We start from the raw sequence: 22,429 nt of genomic DNA, 5'->3' as shown, positions 1-22,429 counted from the left end.
GCGGCGGCCGCTGGGTGGTCTTGCCATGCCGGTGTCGAGCCGTCGTATCCTCGGGACGTCCCCGCCTGCGCGCCGCGTTCCCGACCGTCATGGACATCGCCGCCCCGAACCGCGTCAGCCGCAGCTACACGCAACGCCTGGTGGCTCCGCCCTCGGCGGTGTTCCCGCTGCTGTGTCCGGTGCGCGAGGCGGACTGGATCGACGGGTGGAACCCGCTGCGCGTGTGGTCGCATTCGGGCGTGGCCGAACCCGACTGCGTGTTCGTCACCGCCGCGGCGCCGCACGACGACGCGGTGTGGGTCGTGACGCGCCACGAACCCGACGCCGGCGTCGTCGAGATGATCAAGGTCACGCCGAAGGTCACGGCGTGCCGGCTGTCGATCCGGCTGCGCGCGCTCGACGCGGGCTGCGAGGCCACCGTCACCTACTCCCACACCAGCCTGGGCCCGGCGGGCGACGACTTCCTGCGCTCGTTCACCGAAGCCGCGTACCGCGACTCGATGCAGGCCTGGGAGCGGCGGCTCAACCACTACCTGCAGCACGGCTCGATGTGGCGCGACGCACGCGACGGCGACGCGCACGCCGGCGCCAGTCCGCCCGCCACGGCGATGCAGGTGGTCGGCATCGACCACCTGGTGCTGCGTGCCGTCGACCTCGAGCGCATGGTGCGGTTCTACGGCGACGCGCTCGGCTGCCGCGTCGAGCGCCGGCGCGACGACCTCGGCCTGGTGCAACTGCGCGCCGGGCGTTCGCTGATCGACCTGGTCTCGGTCGACGGGCCACTCGGCCGCGTCGGCGGCGCCGCCCCTGGCGCGCAGGGGCGCAACCTGGACCACTTCTGCCTGCGCGTCGAACCGTTCGACGAGGCGGCGATCCGCGCCCGGCTCGCCGCCTGCGGCGTCACGGCGGGGCCGCTCGCTTCACGCTACGGCGCCGAGGGCGAGGGCCCGTCGCTGTACCTGGACGACCCCGAGGGCAACGTCGTCGAACTCAAGGCCGGCGCGACGACGCCGGCGTCGCGCGCCGGCTGAAGGCCATCGGCCGGCGCTTGCCGAAGGCCGTGCGCGGTGCGAGCATCGCGGCGCGGCCGCCGTGCCGCGCCATCCCAACCCGCCGAGGAGCCGCCATGTCCAAGCCCGCGTTCGATGCCGACGCGCTGATCTCGATGTTCGAATCCGCCACGGCGCAGCAGTCCGAGCAGCTGCGCCAGGCGGTGACCCAGGCCACGCTTCAGGCGCTGCAGGGGCGCGAGCTGACGCTGAAGAACATCCGCGCGACGCTCAAGAGCGTGACCGAGGCGGCCGGTGCCGGGGTGGCGAAGAACCCGCTCGGCGCCGACGTCGCGCCGCTGCTCGACCAGGCGGTCGCCGGCATGGACGAGGCGCTGCTGAAGGCCGTCGACGCGAACCGCGTCGCGCTGCAGCAGTTGCTGGCGCAGGGTGCCGACCTGCGCGAGAGGCACCTGAAGAAGGCGCTCGACGACCTCGACAAGATCGAGGACACGCTGATCGGCACGGTGAAGAAGGCCGCCGAGGGCGCCGGCGCCCCGTTCGCCGGGCCGTGGAACCAGGTGCTCGAGAAGATGCAGGCCGGCGGCACGCTGGCGGGCGGGCAGGCCGCCAAGACCGTCGAGCAGATGCTCGCGCAGATGCACGACGCCGCGCGCGAGGGCCGCCGCGCCGGGATGCGCGCCGCGCAGGCGCTGGCCGAGAGCTACGCGGCGATGGCCAGCGGCGTGCTGATCGGCATGTCCGAGGCGCTGCAGCGCGGCAGCGGCGGTGCGCCGGCGAAGAAGTCGGCGTCGCGCGGCAAGTAGCCGTCGCCGGCGCGCGGCGGGCGGTGCCCGGTCAGTGCGCCGCCTGGCGCGTCGCGCGGTGCGCGGCTTCGACCGCCGCGCCCAGTTCGAGCACCGCCAGCGCGTAGTAGCTCGAGCGGTTGTAGCGCGTGAGCACGAAGAAGTTGTGCGTGCCGGCGACGTGGCTCGGCGGTGCGCTGCCGTTGTCGACCTCGACCAGCGCGAGAAGCCCGTCGTGCGCGCGGCCGGCGTCGTCGAGCGTAGCGCCGCGCTCGGCGAACTGCGCGGCGCTGAAGCTGGGCACGATGTCGGGGGCCAGCAGCGTCGCGCGGTCGACGCGTTCGGCCGGCGGCGTCACCGCGTAGTGCGTCGGCAGTCCGCGCTGCCAACCGTGGCCGGCGAGGAAGTTGGCGACGCTGCCGATCGCGTCGGCGGCGCTGCCGCGCAGGTCGACGTGGCCGTCGCCGTCGTAGTCGAGCGCCCAGCGGCGGATGCTGCTGGGCATGAACTGCGGCAGGCCGATCGCGCCGGCGAACGAGCCGCGCACCGACGACGCGTCGATGTCCTCGTGCGCGACCCACGCCAGCAGCTGCGCCAGCTCGTCGCGGAAGTACGCGCTGCGGTCGCTGCGCCCGCTCGGGAAGTCGAACGCCAGCGTGGCCAACGCGTCGACGGTGCGGAAGTTGCCGGTGATGCGGCCGTAGAAGGTCTCGACGCCGACGATGCCGACGATCACCGCCGCCGGCACGCCGAACTGGGTCTCGGCGCGTGCGAGCGTGGCGGCGTGGTCGCGCCAGAACGCGACGCCGGCGCCGATGCGCTGCGGCTCGACGAAACGCGCGCGGTACGCCGACCAGTCCTTCGCTGTGCCCGGTGGGGTCGGCATGATCAGCCGGGTGACCGCACCGACGTGCCGCGCGGGGCGCAGCTGACGCTCGATCCAGTCGGCGTCCAGGTCCAGCGCCCGTGCGGTCTCGGCGACGAAGCGCTGCACGTCGGCACGCTCGAGGTAGGGCAGGCGCGGCTCGGCGGCGGCCGGTGCGCTCCAGGCGGCCAGCGGCCACAGCACGAGGGCGGCGCCGAGCGCGCGGCGCCACGGGATCGGGGACGGCATCGGGCGATTATCGCGACCGACCGCGGGATCTCCCGCGCGCCTGCCTCGCGGCGGCGGTGGCGGCACGCTCGAAGTCGCGCTGCCAGTGGCGCAGCGACGGCGTCGAGTCGGCGGCGGGCGGTGCGTAGCGCGCGGCGTCGAGCTCGCGCAGTTGCGCCTCGAGCGCCGCGCCGGCGTCGCCGAGCTCGGTGCGCACGCGCTGCGCCAGCGTGCGTGGCGCCTCGTGCGCGGCGGCGGCCACGCCCAGCTCGGCCAGCCGCTCGCGGATGCGGCGGTGCGCGCGCCTCCAGGGGTCCTGCCGCCAGCGGTCCCAAGCGGCCCAGCCGGCACCGGCCAGCGCCGCGGCGCTGAGCAGCGCGACCAGCAGCAGACCGAGGTCGGCCCAGTCGGGCGAGTCGACGCCGAGCCAGCGCAGCAGGTCGAACTGCTGGCCCCGCGAGTAGTTCAGCACCCACTGGTTCCACCCGTGGTTGAGGCCTTCCCAGGCGCGGCGCAGCGTGGCCAGCAGTTCGGGGTCGACGCTGCCCAGCGCACCGGCCACCAGCCCCGGCGCCGGGCGCAACGAGGCGCTGCGCTCGACGCGCTCTGGCGCCACCGCGGCGGTCGGGTCGACGCGCATCCAGCCGCGGCCGGCGATCCACACCTCGGCCCAGGCGTGCGCGTGGCTGTTGCGCACCACGACCCAGCCGTCCTGCAGCACGCGGTCGGCGCCCTGGTAGCCGGTGACCACGCGCGCCGGCACGTCGAGCGCGCGCATGACGACGACGAACGCGGTGGCGAAGTGCTCGCAGAAACCCTGGCGGCGGTCGAGCCAGAACTCGTCGATGGCGTGGCGGCCGCGCTCGTCGCCGTACTCGCCGGGCGTGAGCGTGTACGAGAAACCCTCGGCGCGGATGTGCCCGATCACGCGCTGCACCAGCGTGAGCGCGTCGGCGTCGGGGTGCACGCGGCGCAATTCCATCGCCCAGGCCAGCGTGCGCGGGTTGTAGCCCGGCGGCAGTTCGAGGTGGTCGCGCAGGCCGACCACCGGGTCGCGCGGGCCGTGCTCGAAGCGGGGGAAGGCGCGCGTGCGCAGGTGCACGCGGTCGACCAGCGGCCGGTCGGCGAGCCACTGCAGGTCTTCGGTGAAGCGCAGCCGCAGATCGGGCGCCGTCGGCACCCGCTCGCCTTCGGGCGGCGTGGCCTCGAGCAGCGTCAGCGACGGCAGCCGCGAAGGCTCGATCACCACCTCGTAGTCCAGCGGCGCGCCGGCCACGCGCAGCTCGGCACGCGGGCGCAGCTCGGCGGGGAAGCCGGGCACCAGGCGGCGCCAGTCGCGGCCGTCGAACTGCGACAGCACCGGACCGCGCCAGTACAGCTGCGACGCCGGCGGCGCCGGCCCGTCGAAGCGCACGCGAAACGCGATCGTGTCGTCGAGCGCGAGTTCGGCCACGCCGCCCAGCGTCAGGCTGCCCGACAGCCCGGTCTTGGCCATCGCGTCCTGCGGCAGTCCCCACAGCGGGCCGAAGCGCGGGAACAGCACGAACAGCACGACCATGATCGGCGCGCCCAGCAGCGCGGCGCGCCCGGCGAGCATCGTCGCTTGGCGCAGCGGCGGGCGGCCCACCGGCATGTGCGCCAGCACCAGCGCCGTCAGCAGGCCCCACACCGCCACCAGCATCGCCGCCGCAACCGCGAGCGACTGCGAGTACAGGAAGTTGGTCAGCACCAGGAAGAAGCCGAGGAAGAACACCACCAGCGCGTCGCGGCGCGCGCGCAGCTCGAGCGTCTTCAGCACCATCAGCACCACAAGCATCGTGACGCCCGCGTCCTTGCCGAGCAGGGTGCCGTGGCTCCAGAAGGTGAGTGCGGCGGCGACCAGCAGCACCGCGACCACCGACCAGCGCCCCGGCAGCGGACGCTGCAGCAGCGCCAGCCGCGCGCGCCACAGCAGCACCGCGGTGGTCATCGCGATGCACCACGCCGGCAGGTGGCCAGCGTGCGGCAACACCGTCCAGCCGATGACGCCGAGCAGGAACAGCACGTCGCGCGCGTCGCGCGGCAGGTGCGCCCACCCCGGCCACCAGGTGGCGATGGTCAGGCCGCGGTCGATCGCGGCGAGCGTGCGCTGGCGGTCGATGGCCATCGATGGCGTTCAGGTGCCGTGTCGCGCAGGGCGCGCCGGCGATGCAGCGAACGCCCTCGGGCGACCACCGCGCCACCGGCCTCGCCGCGCCGCTGGCGGCGCTGCCAGGCATCGCGATAGGGCGCCTTCACGGCTCGGCGAAGGTGGCGTCGGCGCTACGAGGCAGGCCATGTCAATTGCTCCACCGCGCTTCGCGCGACCCGCGACGCACGCACCCGACGCCATCGAGCGATCGCAGCGGTTCCGGCTTTGCCGGTCCGCTGGCGGTGCCCGCTCCTCGGGAGGGGGTGCGCGAAGCGCGTCGGGGGAGGTTCACTTCAGTACAACGCCAGTGCCTCGAGCGCGCGGCGGCGGTGCACGTCGCCCTGGCCGGGGGGCAGTTCGACGCCCGGCAGGCGCAGCCCGTGGTGCAGGTCGGCGCGCTCGGCGGCGAGCACCCAGGCGGCCAGTCGCGACAGCCGTGCCTCGGCGTCGCCGCGCCCGGCGGTGGCGGCCCAGTCGAGCCAGAGCTCGCGACCGGCCGGGCCGCGCGCGTCGCGGCTGACCAGCTCGCCGGTGCGTGCGGCCTTCTTCCACACCACCTGGCGCAGCGTGTCGCCGCGCTGGTAGGCGCGCACGCCGTCGAACTCGCCGCGGTCGGCACGGGCGCCCGGGCGTTCGCCGGCGCGCGGCGTCGGTGCCGGCAACGGGGCCGCCGGGTGCTCGGGCGCCGGCCAGGCCAGCACCTGCGCCTGCGGCCGCCACAGCGACCAGGCGCGGAACAGCCCGAACGGGAACTGCGTCTCCACGCGCAGCGCCGGCACCGCGTGCGCCCCGCGCCGCGGCGGCACGAACGCCAGCCGCGCCACCGCCTGGCCTTGCGCCGGCACGTCGACCCAGGCCACGTGCCGCTCGGCGCGCGGCGCGTCGAAGGCCACGCCGATGCCGTGCCGCGCCTGCGACGGGCTCGTCAGCACCACCTCGACGGTGGCCGGCTCGCCGGCAAAGCCCGGCGCCGGCGTGCGCAGCTGCAGCGTCAGCCCGCGCAGCGTGCCGTGCGTCAGGTGCATCGACACCAGCCCGGCGCCGGCGAGCAGGAAGGTCAGCACGTAGCCGAGGTTGAGCTGGTAGTTGATCGCGGCCACCAGCATCAGCGCCAGCGTGAACGCGAACAGCGCACCGGCGCGCGTGGGCACGATGTAGACGTTGCGCTGCGTCAGCGTCCAGCGGTCGGTGCGCGGCAGCCGTGCCAGCCACCAGCGGTGCCATCGCTCGCGCAGCGGCGGCCCGGCCAGCGTCGCGCCCGCCATCGCTCGCTCAGCGGCGCGGCGTGCGCGGCGACGTGCGGCCGCCGCCGCGGACGGCGCCGTTCACGGCAGCCCCACCGCTTCCATCATCGCGCGCACCTGCTCGACGCGCCCGCGGCCGGCGCCGGCCGCCGGCACCAGCCGGTGCGCGACGCACTGCGGCAGCACCGCCTGCACGTCGTCGGGGGCCGCGTAGTCGCGCCCGTCGAGCAGCGCGCGCGCCCTGGCCGCGCGCAGCAGCGCGATGCCGGCGCGCGGGCTCAGCCCGTCGACGAACCAGCGGCCGCTGCGGCTGGCGGCGATCAGCGCCTGCACGTAGTCGAGCAGCGCGTCCGACGCGTGCACCGCCAGCACCTGCTGCTGCGCGGCGAGCAGCTCTTCGCCGCGCATCACCGGCGGCAGCCGCTGCACCAGGCCGCGCCGGTCCTCGCCGGCGAGCAGCGCGCGCTCGCTGGCGCGGTCGGGGTAGCCGAGCGTGATGCACATCAGGAAGCGGTCGAGCTGGCTCTCGGGCAGCGGGTAGGTGCCGAGCTGGTCGCCGGGGTTCTGCGTGGCGATGACGAAGAACGGCCGCGGCAGCGCGCGCGTGTCGTTCTCCACCGTCACCTGGTGCTCCTCCATCGCCTCGAGCAGCGCGCTCTGCGTCTTCGGGCCGGCGCGGTTGATCTCGTCGGCGAGCAGCACCTGGGTGAACACCGGCCCGGGGTGGAACACGAACGCCTCCTTGCTGCGCTCGTAGACCGACACGCCGGTCAGGTCGCTGGGCATCAGGTCGGCGGTGAACTGCACGCGGTTGAAGCTCAGCCCCAGCGACACCGCCAGCGCGTGCGCCAGCGTGGTCTTGCCCACGCCCGGCACGTCCTCGATCAGCAGGTGGCCGCCGGCCAGCAGGCAGGCGACGCAGTCCTCGATCTGCGGGCGTTTGCCGACGATGATCGTGCTAATCTGATCCACCAGCCGGGTCAGCTGCAACGAGAGCGGCGAAGTCATCGGCCGCACGATACCTGCAATCGAGTCACGCTTCATGAGCACTGCCTTCTTCAGCCACCCCGACTGCCGCGTCCACGACATGGGGGCCGGGCACCCGGAATGCCCGCAGCGGCTGGACGCGATCGGCGACCACCTGCTGGCCACCGGGCTGGACGTGGCATTGGAGCATCGCGAGGCGCCGCTGGCTTCGCTCGAGCACCTGCAGCGCGCGCACAGCGTGCACTACGTCATGGAGCTCAAGAGCCTGCTCGAGCAGCTCGCCGCCGACGGCCAGACGAAGGCACTCGACCCGGACACGATCGCGACGCCGCACACCTGGCGCGCCGCGCTGCGTGCCGCCGGCGCCGCGGTGGCGGCCACCGACGCGGTGATCGCCGGCGAGGTGCGCAACGCCTTCTGCGCGGTGCGCCCGCCGGGCCACCACGCGACGCGCGACCAGACGATGGGCTTCTGCTTCTTCAACAACGTCGCCGTCGCGGCGCGCCACGCGCTCGACGTGCACGGCCTGCAGCGCGTGGCGATCGTCGACTTCGACGTGCACCACGGCAACGGCACCGAAGACATCGTCGCCGGCGACGATCGCGTGCTGATGGCCAGCTTCTTCCAGCACCCGCTGTACCCGGGCACCGGCGCGGTGCCGATGGGCACGAACATGGTCAACGTGCCGATCCCGCCGTACACGCGCGGCATGGACGTCCGCGAGGCGATCGAGCAGATGTGGATCCCGCGGCTCGAGGCCTTCCGCCCGCAGATGCTGTTCGTCTCGGCCGGCTTCGACGGCCACCGCGAGGACGACCTCGGCCAGCTCGGTCTGGTCGAGGCCGACTACGAGTGGATCACCCGCCGGCTGGTCGAGGTCGCCAAGCGCCACGCCGGCGGGCGCATCGTCTCGTGCCTCGAGGGCGGGTACAGCCTGTCGGCGCTGGGGCGCAGCGTGGCGGCGCACCTGCGCGTGCTCGCCGACGTGTGAGAGGCATCCCACCGCGCGGCGCGACCCGTCGACGGCCGTGGAGCTGACGTGCAGCTGAAGCTCGGCGCCGAGCTCGACGCCCTTCTCGCCGAGTGGTCCGGCAGCAGCGTGGCCGGCGAGCTGGCGCTGCTCGCGCTGTGCCTGGGCGCGGCCGCGGCCGCGGTGCGGCTGCTGCGCGGCGCCGAGCCGCGGCCGGGCAGCGTGTGGTTCGGCGAGCGCATCGTCGACGGTGTGCTGTTCCCGGTGCTCGCGCTCGGCGCGGCGCTGCTGGTGCGCTGGCTGGTGCGCGACACGCTGCCGGCGACGGTGCTGCACCTCGCGGTGCCGGTGCTCGGCTCGCTGGTGATCATCCGCGTCGGCGTGCGCGTGCTGCGCGCCGCGTTCCCGGTGTCGGCGCTGGTGCGCGCGCTCGAGCGCACGCTGTCGTGGCTGGTGTGGATCGGTCTGGTGCTGTGGCTGACCGGCCTGCTGCCGACGCTGCGCGACGAGCTCGAGGCCATGCGCTGGCGCCTGGGCGGCACCGAGGTCACAGTGCTCGCGCTGATCGAGGGCGCGCTGACCGCCGTCGTCGTGCTGGTGCTGATGCTGTGGCTGTCGTCGGCCGTCGAGTCGCGCCTGCTCGCCGGGCTGGGCTCGACGGCGCTGCGCGACCAGTCGCTGCGCAAGATCGCGGCCAACGTCACGCGCGCGCTGCTGCTGACCATCGGGCTGCTGATCGCGCTGTCGGCCGCCGGCATCCCGCTGGGCGCGCTGGGCGTGCTCGGTGGCGCGATCGGCGTGGGCATCGGCCTGGGGCTGCAGAAGCTGGCGGCGAACTACGTCAGCGGCTTCGTGATCCTCGCCGAGCGTTCGCTGCGCATCGGCGACACGGTGCGCGTCGACGGCTTCGAGGGCCGCATCACCGACATCAAGACGCGCTACACGCTGATCCGCTCGCTGGGTGGGCGCGAGTCGATCGTGCCCAACGAGATGCTGATGACCTCGCGCATCGAGAACCTGTCGCTGGCCGATCCGCAGCTGCTGCTGAGCACCGTCGTGCAGGTGGCGTACGGCAGCGACGTCGAGGCGGTGATGGCGCGGTTGGCGCGCGCCGTCACCGCGGTGCCGCGGGTGCTCGCCGACCCGGCGCCGTCGGTGCGGCTGACCGCGTTCGCCGCCGACGGGCTCGAGCTGACGGTGTTCTTCTGGATCGCCGACCCCGATAACGGGCAGGCCAACGTGCGCTCGGCGGTCAACCTCGAGATCCTGCGCACGCTCGACGCGATGGGCGTGCCGATCCCGTACCCGCAGCGGGTCGTGCACATGCCTGCGCCCGCGCCGGCGGCCGGTGACGCGCCGCCGCGCGACGAGCCGCGGTGACGCTGGCGCGCCCGCCGTGCGGCGCGGCGAGGACAGCGGCGGGCGATGCGTCCGGCGTCGACGCGGCGGGTCAGGCCCGTGCCGCTGCCGTCGGCGCCCGCCAGGCCGGGGCGGCGGCATCTCGCCGCGCCGCGGTCCACGCCGCGCCGCCTTCGCTGCGGTAGCGTGCCGGCAGGTCGCGCTCGACGCGGCGCGCGGCCACGGCGCGGCGTTGCACCCAGTCGCGGCCCTGCGCCTCGCCGAACGCGACGCGTCGCAGCAGCGCGTTGAGCGGGCGCGCCCAGGCGCCGCGCAGCCCGACGGTCAGCGTGTGGCGCCAGCGCGTGCCGCCGGCGAGCGCGTCGAAGCGGTGGTTCGTCACCGCCACCGGCAGCCCGCCGCGGTGCCGGCGGTGGATGAAGCCGCCGTCGTCGAGGCGCAGCACCTCGGTGCGCGGCGTGCCGGTGCGGCGTGCGTACCACCAGTGGAGCATCGCCGGCGTCACCCCGGCCAGCGCAGCGTGCTCGATCCAGCAGTGCACCCGTCCGTCGGCGAGCACCACGACGCCGGCGTCGACCACGACGCGCGCGTCTTCGCCGCCCGCCGGCGGCGACGCGGGCGGCTTCACCGCGACGCCGCCATGGCCGGGGCCTCGGCGGCACGCCGGGCCCCTTCGCGTGCCCATTGCCGGTAGCGTTCGACCAGGCGCTGCTCGAAGTCGGCGTCGCCGACCTGGGGCACGCGGGCTTCGGCGCGGTCGTCGCCGGCGTCGGGTCGCGCGGTGAGCACCGCGGCGCCGACGCCGACCGCGGCGAGCAGCAGCAGCGGCAGCGCGGGTTTCAATGCGCCGGACAGTCGGAAAGTCATCGTCGGCTCCTGGCTGCGGGTCAGGCACTGTGGCGCGCGCCGCGGCGCAGCGCGTCGCGGCACTGCAGCGTCAGCCGGTCGGCATAGCGTGCGAGCGCGGCGCGCAGTCCGGGCACGCGCGTCGGGGTGACCACCGGTGCGCGCGAGGTGCGCGCGGCGATCGACGGGGCAGGGCGGTGTGGCATCGAAGTCTCGTGCAGGGTCGATGCGCGCTGCGGCGATCGCGGCGCGCGGGGGGGGGGGGGGGGGGGGCGCCGCGGGTCAGGCCCGGCGCAGGCCGGGCCCCGGCGGCCAGGCGGGGGGGGGGCCCAGCCGGGCCGAACGGGGGGGGGCGCCGGGGTTCAGGCCTCGACCAGGCCGGGCACCGGCGCGACGTCGAGGGTGCGGGCCAGCCGGGCCGAACGCGCGGGGTCGAGCTCGGCGCGAATCAGCCCGAACAGGCCCGCGAAGGCCTCGGGCGGCAGCTTGGCGCGTGCGTCCAGGCACAGCCCGGTCAGCTCCTGCGGCGACAGCGCGCGCGCCATCCAGCGCACCACGACCGCCATCTGCTCGGGCGTGTGGTTGGCGAGGATCGCGTCGTGCACCGCGGCCAGCTCGGCGTCGGTGTACAGCGCCCACAGCGTCGCCTGGTTCGCCGTCTCCTCGATCTGCATGTGCTCGAGGTTCTCGGCGACGAACAGCGCCAGGTGGCGGTACAGGCGCAGCGCCAGCAGCGCGCGTCGCGCCGGATCGGCGGCGCGCAGCGTGCGCACCTCGTCCTCGAGGTCGGCGATCGACGCCTGGTGCTCGACGTGGTCGGCCGCGGTGCGCGACGCACCGGCAGGTCGGCGCGCCTCGATCGCGGTGTGCACGAAGTCGTTCTCGTTGTGCAGGTGGTGGCGCAGTTCGGCAAGCAGCGCGTCGAGCTGCGCCAGCGCCGCGCCGAGCTCGTCGGCGTCTTCGACGTCGACGCGCCCGAGGCGCAGCAGCGTGTCGGCCATGAACGCACGCAGCGCCTTGTGGATGCCGGTGTACATGTCGAATCGCGGCGCCGCGGCGGCGTGGAAGGTGTTGCCGGGCAGGTGGTTCGTCAGGGCGTGGTCCATGTCGTGTCTTCTTCGTGTGGCGTGCAAGGGTGGGCTGAGGGTGGTTTCAGTGCGTGCCGGTGCGCGTGCCCTTCGGGGCCATCGCGACGGCACCGGGGCAGCGCTTCATGACCGTGGTCTGCACGATCGCCTCGTGCTCGCCTTTGAGGCGGGCGTACTCGGCTTCCTGTTCCTTGGTGCCGCCGAGCGCGAACAGCGCCGGCCAGAACAGCAGCGCGCCGACGCCGGCGATGGCCTTGTCGTTGCGCGCCGCCTCGTCGAGGCGGCCGCCGAGCTGGCTCACGCGCACCTGGATGCGCTGCAGCTCGGCGCCGAGCTGGGCGCAGTCGTGCGCCTGGTACTGCATCGGCGTCACGTAGGCGGGGGTGATGTCCTTCGACGAGCTGGCGCAGCCCTGCAGCAGGGTGGACGCGACGGCGACGACGGCGACGACGGGGGTGAAGGCGGGGCGCATCGGGCTTCCTCGAGGAGGTGGGTTGACGATGGCGCCAGTGTTCCCGTCGGGCGCCGGCGCGGCATCGCCTGAAGGAGCCATGGCCCGCCCGGCGACGGGCCATGCCGTCGGGCCACCGCACCGCTCGCAGCGATGCGCGGCGCGGGGGCGTGAGGGCGCGGGGGGCGCGGCGCGGCCGCGCCGGGCGTCAGTGCCGCTGCTGCGCCTGCCACCAGGCCGCGGCCTGGCCACGCGAGTTCAGCGCGAGCTTGTCGAGGATGTTCGCGACGTGGCGCTTGACGGTGTGCGGGCTCAGGTCGAAGGCCCGTGCGATCAGCTTGTTGCTGTCGCCGGCGGCGATGCGCTCGAGCACCTCGCGCTCGCGCGTGCTGAGGTCGTCGGCGCTGCCGCTGCCGTCGCCATGCGCCGATACGGGTGCGCCGTCCGCAACGAGCCCGCACCAGCCGGCGAGCCGGTCGCGCGCGTCGGCGTCGAGCGCACCGGCGTCGAGCAGGCGCGCGACCATCGGCCGCGCGAAGCGCACGCCGACGATGCCCGCGTGCGCGTCCACCGCGGCGAGCGCAGGCGCCGCGGCGTCGGCGGCTCCCGCGTCGTCGCCGGCGTCGGCGAGCGCGGCGGCCAGGCGCAGCCGCACCTCGACGCCGAAGCCGACGCGGTCGATCACGCGCTCGTCGGCGATGGCGGCGCGCCACGCACCGATCGCCGCGTCGCGCCGCCCCTCGAGCCACGCGAGGTGACCGTGCAGCGGTGCCACCAGCCGTTGCAGCGACGGCGGCATGCGTTCGTCGGCGGCCAGCATGCCGAGCTGGCGCAGGTACTCGCGCAGCCGCGGCAGGTCGTCGAACGCGGCGGCGATGCGCGCGGCGTAGAAGGTGTTGGCGCTCAGCGACCAGCGCCCGCGTCCGCCGAGGTGTCCGTCGAGCAGGCGCTGCGCGGCGGCCAGCGCGGCGTCGCGCTCGCCACGCAGCGTCGGCAGCAGCGCCGACAGCAGCTGCTCGGTGCCGACCACGTTGGGCGGGTCACCGAGCCAGCGCGCGTCGTCGCGCGCGCGCTGCAGCGCCGCCTGCGCGTCGTCGAGGCGGCCGTGCCACGCGGCGTCGAAGCCCAGTTGCAGCGTCGCCAGCGCGCGCAACGGCAGTGGCTGGTCGCCGCAGCGCGCCAGCGCGCCGTGCGCCCAGCGCTGCATCGAGCGGCGCGCGCCCGGCAGCCCGTTGATGCGCGGAATCGGGTGACCGCGATACCACAGCGACAGGTCGTCGGTGGCCTCGAGCTGGTCCATCAGCTCGTCGAGCAGCGCGCCGACGCGGTGCGTCGAGCCCAGGTCCAGCGCGTGCCACAGACAGGCCACCAGCACCACGACGCGCGTCTCGGCGGGCAGCGGCGCGCGCCGCAGCGTGCCCAGGCGCGCGCCGGCCTCGGCGCTGCGCCCCAGCCCGTTGAGCGCCAGCGCGTGGTACGCCTGCGCCGCGGGCACGCGCTCGTCGAGCCCGGCCGCGGCGTAGCCGGCCTCGGCGCGCTGCATCGCCGGCACCATGGTGTGGAAGTCCCAGCGTGCCCACGACAGCACCCCGAGCACCTGCTGCAGCGCCGGCGAGCGCGCCGCGTACTGCGGTGGGAACTGCGCGATGTGGTGCGCCACGGTCGCCAGCGCGCCGGCGGTGAGCATGTCCAGCGCGTGCGCGAGCAGCGTCTCGGCGGCGGCGTCGAGGTCGCCGGCGCGCAGCAGCAGCGCCAGGCGGCGCGCCGGGTCGGGTTCGGTCTGCGCGGCGATGCGCAGCAGCCGCGGCCACTCGTCGGGGTGGTCGCGCCGCAGCCGGTGCTCGAGCGCGTCGCGGAACAGGTCGTGCAGCTGGATCGTCGGCTCGGCGGCGTCGAGTGCGGTGGCGAACAGGCCCAGGCGCTCGACGCGCTCGAGCTGCGCCGCCGCGGCGGCGTCGCCCGACACCGCGGCCGCACGCGACGCCGTCAGCTCGGGCAGCACCGACACGCGCAGCAGGAACCGGCGCAGCGGCGCGTCGAGCCGGTCGAGCACCTCGGTGGCGAGGTAGTCGAACATCGCGCGGTCGATCGCCGCGGCGCGTGATGCCACCGCCGCGCCGCCGGCGCTCAGCGCCAGTCGCAGCCCCGCGGCCCAGCCGTGCGTGCGCGCCAGCAGCCGGTCGGCGGCGGCCGGCTCGACGCCGTCGGCCGCGGCCAGCGCCTGCACCTCGTCGCGGTCGAACGCCAGGTCGGTCTGGCGGAACTCGGCCAGTTCGCCGGCGGCGCGCAGGCGGGCCAGCGCCAGCGGCGGGTCGTGGCGCGTCGAGATCGCGAGCGTCCAGCGCGGGCTCAGCCGCTCGAGCAGCAGGTCGAGGAAGCGCCAGACGTCGGCGTCGTCGACGCGGTGCCCGTCGTCGAGCACGATCAGCCCGCGCGCGGCGTCGGCGGCGTCGAGCGTGTTCAGCAGTGCGGCCGCGGCGGTGCGGCGCAGTGCCGGGCTGCCGTCGGCGGCCTGCACGGCCACCGCCTCGGGCGCCAGGCGCCACGGCAGGTCGTAGGGTTCGAGCGCGGCGACCAGGCACTCGAGCAGGCGGTGCAGGTCGTCGCCGCTGTCGGCGGCGATCCAGGCCAGCGCCGTGTCGCCGGCCAGTGCGTGCACCTGGCGCGCCAGCAGCGCGGTCTTGCCGAAGCCGGCCGGCGCGCTGACCAGCACCAGCCGGTGCGTGCCGATGGCCGCGGCGAACCGCGACTCGAGCCTCGGACGCGCGATCCAGCCCGGCCGCGGGCGCGGCGGCTGGATCTTGGTGACGGCGAAGTGCATCGCGGGCGGGTGCGGCGGCGGGGCGTCGACGCGGATTCTGCGCCAGTCCGTCGCGCCGTCGCGGTGGCGCGACGGCCGCCCCGCGTGGCCCGTCGGGTGGCCACCCGGCGACGGGGGTTCGGAGCGCAGCGGCGGCACCCGCCGGCGCAACCGCTGCGGGCCGGGCGGGCCCGGCCCTGCGCGCACTCAGAGCGTGCGCTGCCGCCACCAGGCGGCGGCCTCGCCGCGCGAGTTCAGCGCCAGCTTGTCGAGGATGTTCGCGACGTGGCGCTTGACGGTGTGCGGGCTCAGGTCGAAGGCGCGTGCGATCAGCTTGTTGCTGTCGCCGGCGGCGATGCGTTCGAGCACCTCGCGTTCGCGCGCGCTGAGCGTGTCGCCGGCGTCGGCGGCGACGGCGGGCGCCGGCGCGGCGAGCGCGTCGAGGCGTCGGCGCCAGTCGAGCAGGTGTGCGAGCTCGGCGGCGTCCAGCTGCCCGCCCCATGGCGCCGAGGCCAGCTCGGCGATGACGTCGCGCCCGGTGAACCAGGCGCCGCCGACTTCGCTGCCCGCGGCGGGGTCGGCACGCGCGATCACCGGGCGCAGCCACGCGGCGGCGGCGGCGGCCTCGCCGCGGCGCAGGCGGGCCAGCGCGGCGAGCACGCGTGCGCTGGCTTCGACGCCGAAGGTCTCGACGTCGGCCAGCGGGGCGATCGCGTCCTCGAGCAGCGGCAGCGCCGCGTCGACGTCGCCGTCGTGCAGCGCGAGCGCACCGTCGAGCACGCGGCGCGCGTGCGGCATGAACGGCCACTCGCGCTCGCCCGGCGTGGCCTGCAGCTCGCGCTGCAGCGCGCGCGCGTGGTCGGCGTCGCCGGCGGCCAGCGACATGCGCGCCGACATCATCAGGTACACGCCGCGCCACGCCGGCCGGCGCGCCGGGTCCTGGTCGACGTCGTCGATCATCGCGCCGCCGTGGCGGCGCACCGCCTCGGCGTCGCCGGCCAGCGAGGCGCGCGCCGCGTCGTAGCCGAGCACCGGGATGCGCAGGCTGCGCTGGCCGCCGAGCCAGCGGTCGTCGTCGCGCGCGCCGGCCATCGCCTCGTCGGCGGCGTCGAGGCGGCCCTGCCACAGCAGTGCCCAGGCGCGCAGCGCCTGCGCCGCGGCGCGCAGCGGCACGTGGCTGTCGCCCGCGACCGCCAGCGCGGTGTCGACGTAGCGCTGCAGCGGCGCGAGCAGCCCCGGGCGGCCGATGAACATGAAGTGCGGCGCGCAGCGGTACCACAGCGGTGCGCCGGCACCGGGGTCGAGCACGTCGAGCATCGCCCGCAGCTGGCGCGCCGGTGCGTCGGCCGGGCCGCTGGCGCCGCCGAGCCAGAACGCCATCAGGTGCAGGTGGGGCTGCAGGTCGGGGTCGCCGCCGGGCGCGGCGGTCAGCGCGGCGAGTTCTGCGTGCGCCTCGTCGAGCCGGCCGAGCCCGGCGACGGCGACGATGCGCCAGGCGCGCGAGCGGCGGGCCAGCGCCGCCTGACCGGCGCGCTCGAACCCGGCGGCGGCCTGCGCCAGCGCGCGGTCCATCACCAGCCACTCGAAGCGCGGCCAGGCCGCCAGCCCTCGCACGTAGGCCAGCAGTGGCGACGCTTCGCGCAGCGGCGGCGGGAAGCCCTCGATCAGCCGCAGCACGCGCGCGCTGTCGCCGGCGGCCAGCAGGCCGGGTGCGGCCTCGGCGAGCGCGCGCTGGGCCTCGTCGTGCGCGCCGGCGCGCAGCAGCCAGCCGATGCGCCGGCGCACGTCGGGCTCGCCGGCGGCGGCGCGCAGCAGCAGCTGCGGCAGCTCGCCGGCGTGCTCGCGCTGCAGCCGCTGCTCGAGCGCCTCGCGCAGCAGGTCGTGCAGGCGCAGCGTCGGCTCGGCGCCGTCGTGCAGCGTGACGAACAGGCCGTGGCGGGCGACCTCGTCGAGCAGGCGCGCGGCATGCGGGTGCCCCGACACCGCCGCGGCGCGCGACGGCGTCAGCTCGGGCAGCACCGAGGTGCGCAGCAGGAAGTCGCGCAGCTCGTCGTCGAGGCGGTCGATCACCTCGGCGCCGAGGAAGTCGAGCCACGGCCGCTCGAGGCCACCGGTCGACGCGGCGGCGCGCCCTTCGCGCAGCGCGTTGACGGCCAGGCGCAGCCCGGCGGCCCAGCCGTCGGTGCGCTGCACCAGCGTGTCGGCCAGCGTCGCGTCGAGCCCGGCGCCGGCCACCAGCGACCGCGCCTCGTCGGTGCCGAAGCGCAGGTCGGCCTGGCGGAACTCGGCGACGTCGCCGGCGGCGCGCAGCCGCGCCAGCGCCAGCGGCGGCTCGAAGCGGCTGGTCAGCGCCAGCGTCCAGCGCGGCGTCAGCCGCTCGAGCAGGTGGTCGAGGAAGGCGTAGACCGCGGGATCGGCGACGCGGTGCAGGTCGTCGACGACGATCACCCCGTGCTCGACCTCGCAGGCGTCGAGCGTGTTGATCAGCGCATCGGCCAGCGCGAGTCGCTCGCGCGGCGAGGCGTCGCCCGCCGCGGCGACGAGCGCCTCGGGTGCGACGCGCCAGGGCGGGTCCCAGGGTTCGAGCGCGGCGGCCAGGCACTCGAGCAACTGCGGCAGTTCGTCGCCCTCGTCGGCGGCGATCCAGGCCAGCGCGGTGCCGTCGGGCAGCGACTGCGCCTGCTGCGCCAGCGTGGCGGTCTTGCCGTAGCCGGCCGGCGCGCACAGCAGCACCAGGCGCTGCGCCAGCAGCGCCTCGCGCAGCCGGCGCTGCAGCGCCGGACGCTCGAGCAGCGCACCGGCGCGCGGGCGCGGCGGCTGCAGCTTGGTGCGGGCGAAGCTCATCGTGCGGGGCGGCTGCGATGGCGCGCATTGTGCGCCGCGCGGCAACACCCGCAATGCGTGCCGCACCGCAGGCGGTGGCGGGGCCCGCGCCGTTCGCCGGGTGTCGTCGCGTTCGAGGGTCAGGGCGGCAGGCATGGACGCCATCGTCGCGCGGCGGCCTCGCCCGCGCCACGACGGCGCGACGAAGCGCGGCGTCGTGGCGACGGGCCGCACCCGCCGCAGGACGAGCCGCGGTGGCGCCGGGCGCGTCGCGCCGTGGTCAGCGGCGCGCCGGGGTGCTCATGCCGCGACGACCGGGATCTTGCCGATCCGGGCCTGCCACTCGCGCGGCCCGGTCTGGTGCACGCTGGTGCCGCCGGCGTCCACCGCCACCGTGACCGGCATGTCCTTCACCTCGAACTCGTAGATCGCCTCCATGCCGAGGTCGGCGAAGCCGACGACCTTGGCCGCCTTGATGGCCTTGGCCACCAGGTAGGCGGCGCCGCCGACGGCCATCAGGTAGGCGCTCTTGTGCTTCTTGATCGCCTCGATCGCCACCGGCCCGCGCTCGGCCTTGCCGATCATCGCGATCAGGCCGGTCTGCGCGAGCATCGTCTCGGTGAACTTGTCCATGCGCGTCGCGGTCGTCGGGCCGGCCGGGCCGACGACCTCGTCGCGCACCGGGTCGACCGGGCCGACGTAGTAGATGACGCGGTTCGTGAAGTCCACCGGCAGCGGCTCGCCCTTCGCCAGCATGTCGGCGATGCGCTTGTGCGCGGCGTCGCGGCCGGTGAGCATGCGGCCGTTGAGCAGCAGCGTCTGCCCCGGCTTCCACGACGCGACCTGCGCCGGCGTCAGCGTGTCGAGGTCGACCCGGGTGCTCTTGTTGTAGTCGGGCGCCCAGTGCACGTCGGGCCACAGGTCCAGGCTCGGCGGCTCCAGGAAGGCTGGGCCCGAGCCGTCCATCACCACGTGCGCGTGGCGCGTGGCGGCACAGTTGGGGATCATCGCCACCGGCTTGCTCGCCGCGTGCGTCGGGTAGGTCGCGATCTTGACGTCGAGCACCGTCGTCAGCCCGCCCAGGCCCTGGGCGCCGATGCCCAGCGCGTTGACCTTCTCGTACAGCTCGATGCGCAGCTCCTCGAGCCTATTCGCGGGCCCGCGCTCGAGCAGCTCGTGCATGTCGATCGGGTCCATCAGCGACTCCTTGGCCAGCAGCATCGCCTTCTCGGCGGTGCCGCCGACGCCGATGCCCAACATGCCCGGCGGGCACCAGCCGGCGCCCATCGTCGGCACCGTCTTCAGCACCCAGTCGACCAGGCTGTCGCTCGGGTTCATCATCTTGAACTTGCTCTTGTTCTCGCTGCCGCCGCCCTTGGCGGCCACGGTCACGTGCAGCTTGTCGCCCGGCACCAGCCGGGTGTGGATGACGGCCGGCGTGTTGTCCCGGGTGTTCCTGCGCTCGAAGATCGGGTCGGCCAGCACCGACGCGCGCAGCACGTTGTCCGGGTTCAGGTAGCCGCGGCGCACGCCCTCGTTGACGCTGTCGTCCAGGCTGCCGGGCAGGTCGAGGCGGCAGTCCATGCCGACCTCGAGAAACACGTTGACGATGCCGGTGTCCTGGCAGATCGGGCGGTGGCCCTCGGCGCTCATGCGCGAGTTGGTCAGGATCTGCGCGATCGCGTCCTTCGCCGCCGGGCTGCGCTCGCGCTCGTAGGCGCGCGCCAGGTGGGCGATGTAGTCGGCCGGGTGGTAGTAGCTGATGTACTGCAGTGCGGCGGCGACGGTCTCGACGAGGTCGGCGTGGCGGATGGTGGTAGGCATGGCAGAGGGGCGGTCGGAGGCGGCAGGCCCTCGAAGTGTAGTCAGCGCCGCTGCACGCCCGCGTGCGACGGGGTCCCTACAATCGCGCGGCATTTTTTCCGCTGCGCGCAGGCGCACCCTGGCACCGCCCCGATGAACCTGCTTGCCCTGATCGTCCTGCTGCCCCTGGTGATCGGCACCACGCTGTGCTTCGTCGCCGGTCGCGTCGAGTCGCCGGCGCGGCGGCGTGCGACCGCGTGGGTCGCCGGCGCGGTCGCAGGCACGTCGTTCGCCCTGCTGATGTTCCTGGCGCCGGGCGTGTTCGCCGGCGAGGTGCTGCTGCAGCACACCGAGTGGGTGCCCGCCATCGGGCTGAACGCCAACTTCCGCCTCGACGCGCTGGCCTGGATGTTCGCGTCGCTGATTTCGGGCATCGGCCTGCTGATCATCGTGTACGCGGCCTACTACCTGCACCCGGGCGCCGACGGCGACCCGGCGGGCAAGTTCTTCGCGACGCTGATGCTGTTCATGGCCGCGATGCTGGGCATCGTGCTGTCGGACAACCTGCTGCTGCTGCTGGTGTTCTGGGAACTGACCAGCATCAGCTCGTTCCTGCTCATCGGCTACTGGGGCGGGCGCGAGGAAAGCCGCGCCGGCGCGCGCATGGCGCTGGCCATCACCGGCGGCGGCGGGCTGGTGATGCTGGCCGGCATCGTGGTGCTGGGACAGATCGGCGGCAGCTTCGACCTCTCGGTGCTGCTGACCAAGGGCGCCGAGATCCAGGCCCATCCGCTGTACCCGGTGGCGCTGGGGCTGATCCTGGTCGGCTGCTTCACGAAGAGCGCGCAGCTGCCGTTCCACTTCTGGCTGCCCGAGGCCATGGCCGCGCCGACGCCGGTGTCGGCCTACCTGCACTCGGCGACGATGGTCAAGGCCGGCCTCTTCATGATGATGCGGCTGTACCCGGTGCTGGGCGGCACGGCGCTGTTCGAGGGCGTGGTCGCCAGCGTCGGCCTGGCGACCATGGTCTTCGCCGCCTTCGTCGCCGTCTTCAAGCACGACCTCAAGGGACTGCTGGCCTACAGCACGGTCAGCCACCTGGGGCTGATCACCTTCCTGATCGGGCTGGGCTCGCCGATGTCGGCGGTGGTCGCGGTGTTCCACATCCTGAACCACGCGGCGTTCAAGGCGGCCCTCTTCATGAGCGCCGGCATCGTCGACCACGAGACGCACACCCGCGACATGCGCCAGCTCGGCGGGCTGATGGCGGCGATGCCGGTGATGGGCACGCTGGTGATCCTGGCCAGCGCCGCGATGGCCGGCATTCCGCCCTTCAACGGCTTCATCAGCAAGGAGATGATGCTCGACGAGGCGGTGAAGGGCGCTGCGATGTGGGGCTCGCTGTCGTGGCTGGTGCCGGTGCTGGCCACCGCAGGCGGGCTGTTCTCGATGGCCTATTCGCTGCGCCTGGTGCACGACACCTTCTTCAACGGGCCGCCGAAGGACCTGCCGAACGCGCACCCGCACGAGCCGCCGTGGGGCATGAAGGCGCCGGTCGTGCTGCTGGTCGCGGTGTGCATCGTGGTCGGGCTGATGCCGTGGCTGGCCGAACCGCTCGTGCGCGCGACCGCCTCGGCCGTGCTCGGCGCGCCGGCGCCGGGGTTCCACCTGGCGCTGTGGCACGGGCTGAACTGGCCGCTGGCGATGAGCGCGATCGCGGTGGCCGGCGGCGCGGCGATGTACCTCGCGCTGGCCGGCGGCGGCCGGCTGCACCGCTACCTGCCCAGCGGGCGCGGCGGCAAGGCGGTGTTCGTGGCCACCGTCGACGCGCTGTTCGGCGCCGCCGGGCGCTTCACGCGCGGGCTCGAGAACGGATCGCTGCAGCGTTACGCCGGCTGGATGGTCGCCAGCGCGGTGGTGGTCGCGGCACTGCCGTTCGTCCTGCACGGCGGCGACGGGCCGCGGGCGCACGACCGCGTGCTGCTGCCCGCGTCACCGGTGGCGGTCGGCGTGTGGGCCGTACTGGTCGTCGTCGGCGCGGTGCTGGTGCTGCAGGAGCGCCACCGCTTCGTCGCCGTCGTGCTCACCGGCGGGGTCGGACTGGTGGCCTCGCTGACCTTCGTCGCGCTGTCGGCGCCCGACCTGGCGATGACGCAGCTGTCGGTCGACTTCGTCTCGACGGTGCTGCTGCTGATGGGCCTGGCGCTGCTGCCGCAGCTGTCGCCGAAGGAGTCGAGCACGCCGCGGCGCTGGCGCGACGCCGCGCTGGCCGCCGCGGGCGGTGGCGGCATCGCGTGGCTGACCTGGCTGATGCTCACGCGCGACCACGACTCGATCAGCTGGTACTTCCTCGACCAGTCGCTGCCGCGCGGCGGCGGCACCAACATGGTCAACGTGATCCTGGTCGACTTCCGCGGCTACGACACGTTCGGCGAGATCACCGTGCTGGGCATCGCCGCGGTCGGCGTGCTCGCGGTGCTCGACGGCTTGCGCGTGCGGCGGCCTGCGCACGACGCGGCGGGCCGCGCCTGGAGCTTCGGGCGCGAGCCGCTGATGCTGCGCATGGTCGCGCGGCTGGTGCTGCCGATCGCGCTGGTGGTCAGCGCGTACATCTTCTGGCGCGGCCACAACCTGCCCGGCGGCGGCTTCATCGCTGGGCTGGTGACCGCGGTGGCGCTGGTGCTGCAGTACGTGGCGCGGGGCCAGCAGCACGCCGACGCGGTGCTGCACGGCCGCGGGGGGGTGCGCTTCACGCGCTGGATCGGCGCCGGGCTGGGCATCGCCTGGCTCACCGGCGTCGGCGCCTTCGCGTTCGGCAAGCCTTTCCTGACCAGCGCGCACGGCCACCCGTCGGTGCCGGTGCTCGGCGAGCTGCCGCTGGCCACCGCGGCGTTGTTCGACCTCGGCGTGTACCTCACGGTGGTCGGGGCGACGATGCTGATGCTCGTCGTGCTCGGCGCGGCGAGCAAGGAAGCCGGTCCGCGGGAGCGCGTGCGATGA

The 22,429-nt window shown here is 74.9% G+C and carries 17 protein-coding genes; 5 read left to right on the top strand and 12 right to left on the bottom strand.

Going from position 1 to position 22,429, the window contains the following annotated elements; translation table 11 throughout:
* Nucleotides 1–608 precede the first annotated feature (608 nt).
* Together PKC53_RS01270 and PKC53_RS01265 are read left to right on the top strand one after the other, a co-directional pair.
* Nucleotides 609–1,031 (top strand): VOC family protein, encoded by a 423-nt coding sequence (locus PKC53_RS01270; RefSeq protein ID WP_324425641.1) that lies wholly within the window; start codon nt 609–611, stop codon nt 1,029–1,031.
* Between the two features lie 95 nt (nt 1,032–1,126).
* Nucleotides 1,127–1,816, top strand: coding sequence for a DUF6781 family protein (locus tag PKC53_RS01265; protein WP_324425485.1), 690 nt, complete (start codon nt 1,127–1,129; stop codon nt 1,814–1,816).
* A gap of 31 nt (nt 1,817–1,847) precedes the next feature.
* Here the strand turns inward: PKC53_RS01265 and mltB are convergent, their stop codons facing one another.
* The 4 genes from mltB to PKC53_RS01245 form a co-directional block, all read right to left on the bottom strand.
* Nucleotides 1,848–2,909, bottom strand: a complete 1,062-nt coding sequence (mltB, locus tag PKC53_RS01260) for a lytic murein transglycosylase B (protein ID WP_324425483.1) — start codon at nt 2,907–2,909, stop codon at nt 1,848–1,850.
* 7 nt (nt 2,910–2,916) lie between these two features.
* Nucleotides 2,917–5,034 carry a DUF3488 and transglutaminase-like domain-containing protein gene (locus tag PKC53_RS01255; RefSeq protein ID WP_324425481.1) on the bottom strand — a complete coding sequence of 706 codons (2,118 nt, stop codon included), beginning with the start codon at nt 5,032–5,034 and terminating at the stop codon, nt 2,917–2,919.
* A 317-nt stretch (nt 5,035–5,351) separates the two neighbouring features.
* Nucleotides 5,352–6,323 (bottom strand): DUF58 domain-containing protein, encoded by a 972-nt coding sequence (locus PKC53_RS01250; protein ID WP_324425478.1) that lies wholly within the window; start codon nt 6,321–6,323, stop codon nt 5,352–5,354.
* Between the two features lie 60 nt (nt 6,324–6,383).
* Entirely contained in the window at nt 6,384–7,310 is a 927-nt protein-coding gene (locus PKC53_RS01245) for an AAA family ATPase (protein WP_324425476.1), read from the bottom strand.
* A 34-nt stretch (nt 7,311–7,344) separates the two neighbouring features.
* Here PKC53_RS01245 and PKC53_RS01240 point away from each other — a divergent pair, with 34 nt between their 5' ends.
* A complete protein-coding gene (locus tag PKC53_RS01240) occupies nt 7,345–8,280 on the top strand; it encodes a histone deacetylase family protein (RefSeq protein ID WP_324425475.1) in 936 nt (311 codons plus the stop codon).
* Nucleotides 8,281–8,328: 48 nt separating this feature from the next.
* A complete protein-coding gene (locus PKC53_RS01235; protein ID WP_324425473.1) occupies nt 8,329–9,639 on the top strand; it encodes a mechanosensitive ion channel domain-containing protein in 1,311 nt (436 codons plus the stop codon).
* 70 nt (nt 9,640–9,709) lie between these two features.
* On the opposite strand, the gene PKC53_RS01230 is transcribed toward PKC53_RS01235, so the two are convergent.
* The 8 genes from PKC53_RS01230 to PKC53_RS01195 all read right to left on the bottom strand — a co-directional run bounded on the left by PKC53_RS01230 (nt 9,710) and on the right by PKC53_RS01195 (nt 19,450).
* Nucleotides 9,710–10,246: a hypothetical protein gene (locus PKC53_RS01230; RefSeq protein ID WP_324425471.1), complete on the bottom strand. Its 537-nt coding sequence runs from the start codon at nt 10,244–10,246 to the stop codon at nt 9,710–9,712.
* On the bottom strand, nt 10,243–10,485 hold the full coding sequence (locus PKC53_RS01225; protein ID WP_324425469.1) for a hypothetical protein: 243 nt from the start codon (nt 10,483–10,485) through the stop codon (nt 10,243–10,245). The genes PKC53_RS01230 and PKC53_RS01225 overlap by 4 nt, the downstream gene beginning before the upstream one ends.
* A gap of 20 nt (nt 10,486–10,505) precedes the next feature.
* Nucleotides 10,506–10,670: a hypothetical protein gene (locus PKC53_RS01220; RefSeq protein ID WP_324425467.1), complete on the bottom strand. Its 165-nt coding sequence runs from the start codon at nt 10,668–10,670 to the stop codon at nt 10,506–10,508.
* A 156-nt stretch (nt 10,671–10,826) separates the two neighbouring features.
* Entirely contained in the window at nt 10,827–11,570 is a 744-nt protein-coding gene (locus tag PKC53_RS01215; protein ID WP_324425465.1) for a hypothetical protein, read from the bottom strand.
* A gap of 46 nt (nt 11,571–11,616) precedes the next feature.
* Entirely contained in the window at nt 11,617–12,024 is a 408-nt protein-coding gene (locus tag PKC53_RS01210) for a hypothetical protein (protein ID WP_324425463.1), read from the bottom strand.
* A 187-nt stretch (nt 12,025–12,211) separates the two neighbouring features.
* Nucleotides 12,212–14,824 (bottom strand): LuxR C-terminal-related transcriptional regulator, encoded by a 2,613-nt coding sequence (locus PKC53_RS01205; RefSeq protein WP_324425461.1) that lies wholly within the window; start codon nt 14,822–14,824, stop codon nt 12,212–12,214.
* A 186-nt stretch (nt 14,825–15,010) separates the two neighbouring features.
* A complete protein-coding gene (locus PKC53_RS01200) occupies nt 15,011–17,647 on the bottom strand; it encodes a LuxR C-terminal-related transcriptional regulator (protein WP_324425458.1) in 2,637 nt (878 codons plus the stop codon).
* A gap of 279 nt (nt 17,648–17,926) precedes the next feature.
* A complete protein-coding gene (locus tag PKC53_RS01195; RefSeq protein ID WP_324425456.1) occupies nt 17,927–19,450 on the bottom strand; it encodes a fumarate hydratase in 1,524 nt (507 codons plus the stop codon).
* A 132-nt stretch (nt 19,451–19,582) separates the two neighbouring features.
* On the opposite strand from PKC53_RS01195, the gene PKC53_RS01190 reads away from it, so the two are divergent.
* The gene (locus tag PKC53_RS01190) at nt 19,583–22,429 is read left to right on the top strand and encodes a monovalent cation/H+ antiporter subunit A (protein WP_324425454.1); all 2,847 of its coding nucleotides are present in this window, start codon (nt 19,583–19,585) and stop codon (nt 22,427–22,429) included.

It is taken from the genome of Azohydromonas sp. (assembly GCF_035325925.1).
Classification (GTDB): Bacteria; Pseudomonadota; Gammaproteobacteria; order Burkholderiales; family Burkholderiaceae_C; genus Calidifontimicrobium.
This window is presented reverse-complemented; position numbering and strand designations above follow the sequence as displayed.

Coding starts and splice junctions, on each gene's coding strand:
- PKC53_RS01225 (WP_324425469.1), bottom strand. CDS start 10,485: ATGACTTTCCGACTGTCCGGCGCATTGAAACCCGCGCTGCCGCTGCTG.
- PKC53_RS01265 (WP_324425485.1), top strand. CDS start 1,127: ATGTCCAAGCCCGCGTTCGATGCCGACGCGCTGATCTCGATGTTCGAA.
- PKC53_RS01200 (WP_324425458.1), bottom strand. CDS start 17,647: ATGAGCTTCGCCCGCACCAAGCTGCAGCCGCCGCGCCCGCGCGCCGGT.
- PKC53_RS01220 (WP_324425467.1), bottom strand. CDS start 10,670: ATGCCACACCGCCCTGCCCCGTCGATCGCCGCGCGCACCTCGCGCGCA.
- PKC53_RS01205 (WP_324425461.1), bottom strand. CDS start 14,824: ATGCACTTCGCCGTCACCAAGATCCAGCCGCCGCGCCCGCGGCCGGGC.
- PKC53_RS01195 (WP_324425456.1), bottom strand. CDS start 19,450: ATGCCTACCACCATCCGCCACGCCGACCTCGTCGAGACCGTCGCCGCC.
- PKC53_RS01250 (WP_324425478.1), bottom strand. CDS start 6,323: ATGGCGGGCGCGACGCTGGCCGGGCCGCCGCTGCGCGAGCGATGGCAC.
- PKC53_RS01255 (WP_324425481.1), bottom strand. CDS start 5,034: ATGGCCATCGACCGCCAGCGCACGCTCGCCGCGATCGACCGCGGCCTG.
- PKC53_RS01245 (WP_324425476.1), bottom strand. CDS start 7,310: ATGACTTCGCCGCTCTCGTTGCAGCTGACCCGGCTGGTGGATCAGATT.
- PKC53_RS01270 (WP_324425641.1), top strand. CDS start 609: ATGCAGGTGGTCGGCATCGACCACCTGGTGCTGCGTGCCGTCGACCTC.
- PKC53_RS01190 (WP_324425454.1), top strand. CDS start 19,583: ATGAACCTGCTTGCCCTGATCGTCCTGCTGCCCCTGGTGATCGGCACC.
- PKC53_RS01210 (WP_324425463.1), bottom strand. CDS start 12,024: ATGCGCCCCGCCTTCACCCCCGTCGTCGCCGTCGTCGCCGTCGCGTCC.
- mltB (WP_324425483.1), bottom strand. CDS start 2,909: ATGCCGTCCCCGATCCCGTGGCGCCGCGCGCTCGGCGCCGCCCTCGTG.
- PKC53_RS01240 (WP_324425475.1), top strand. CDS start 7,345: ATGAGCACTGCCTTCTTCAGCCACCCCGACTGCCGCGTCCACGACATG.
- PKC53_RS01215 (WP_324425465.1), bottom strand. CDS start 11,570: ATGGACCACGCCCTGACGAACCACCTGCCCGGCAACACCTTCCACGCC.